Annotated in this window: 1 pseudogene; it reads left to right on the top strand. The window is 71.9% G+C overall.

Annotated features, from left to right (window positions below):
* Positions 1-109 (top strand): annotated as a pseudogene (locus ACFV20_RS37235) (EamA family transporter); the annotation flags it as partial.
* Positions 110-1,052: the final 943 nt, after the last annotated feature.

Raw genomic sequence — 1,052 nt, 5'->3', positions numbered from 1 at the left:
CACCTACGCCGTGACCACCGAGTTCCTGCCGCCCGACCGGCCCCTGTTCACCGGGCTGATGCGAGCCCTGCCCGCCGGGCTGCTGCTGCTCGCCCTCTCCTTCGCCTTGGCGCTGACGCTGTCGGCCGTGACGGCGAACGCCGCTCCCCCGCCCGCCCCGACGCCGTCGGCGGGCCCCACCCTGCCGGGGCCGGAGAACCCGCTCGACCCGGCGCCGCTGATCCCCGATCCGGACCCCTCGGCCGACCCGGCGGACTCGCCGCTGGTGCAGGACAGCATCGAGGAGAGCCGGAAGGAGGAGGCGAAGGCGCGGGCCGAGTTCGAGAAGAAGGTTCAGGAGTACAAGAAGGACCGGGCGCAGCAGGGGGGCGTGCTGTCGGCGTTCGAGGTCACCGACCGCGACGGGAACCCGGTCAGCTCCTACCGCATCTACGCCGACACCGGGGACTGGAGCGACTGGGATCTCAGCGCGGCCAAGTTCGCCGTGGAGATGCTCTTCCTCGGCAACAAGTGGCTGGTCTGCTTTGCCTGCTTCCTGATCAGCTGGAGCCTGTCCTTCTCGCTGGCCCACCTCCTCCTCAAGCCGGTACTGACCGTCTCCAACTCCCTCTACAGCGGCGCCATCGTCCAGATGGGTCTGCCGCTGCTGTTCCTCACGTTCACGCTGGTCGTCGCGGCGGGGCACCTGCTGTTCGGCAGTCGGGTGCGCGGCTGGGGGGAGATGGCGGCCGGGCTGGTGCTCTCCGCGCTCGCGATCGGCGCGCTGGCCTCGCCCCCGCAGCTCCTGCTCGGCCCGGACACGGGGGCGGTCGCCACCGTGAAGGCGATCGCGCTGGAGACCGCCGCTCTGGTCCTGGACGGCGAAGCGGTCGATTCGCAGGGGCGCACCACCACGGACGCCGGCTGGGAGAAGGCCCCGACGGGGGACACCGTCGGGGCGCAGGTGCGGGATCGGGCGACCGCGATGGCCCGGCCGGTCACCGACGCCCTGGTCGACGCGTTCGTCGTCCGGCCCGCGATGTACCTGTCCTACGGGCGGACGTTCGAGAACC

This window comes from Streptomyces sp. NPDC059696 (assembly GCF_042733745.1).
In the GTDB taxonomy this organism is placed as follows: Bacteria; Actinomycetota; Actinomycetes; order Streptomycetales; family Streptomycetaceae; genus Streptomyces.
The sequence above is the reverse complement of the archived record's forward strand: the minus strand, read 5'-3'. Positions and strand labels throughout refer to the sequence as shown.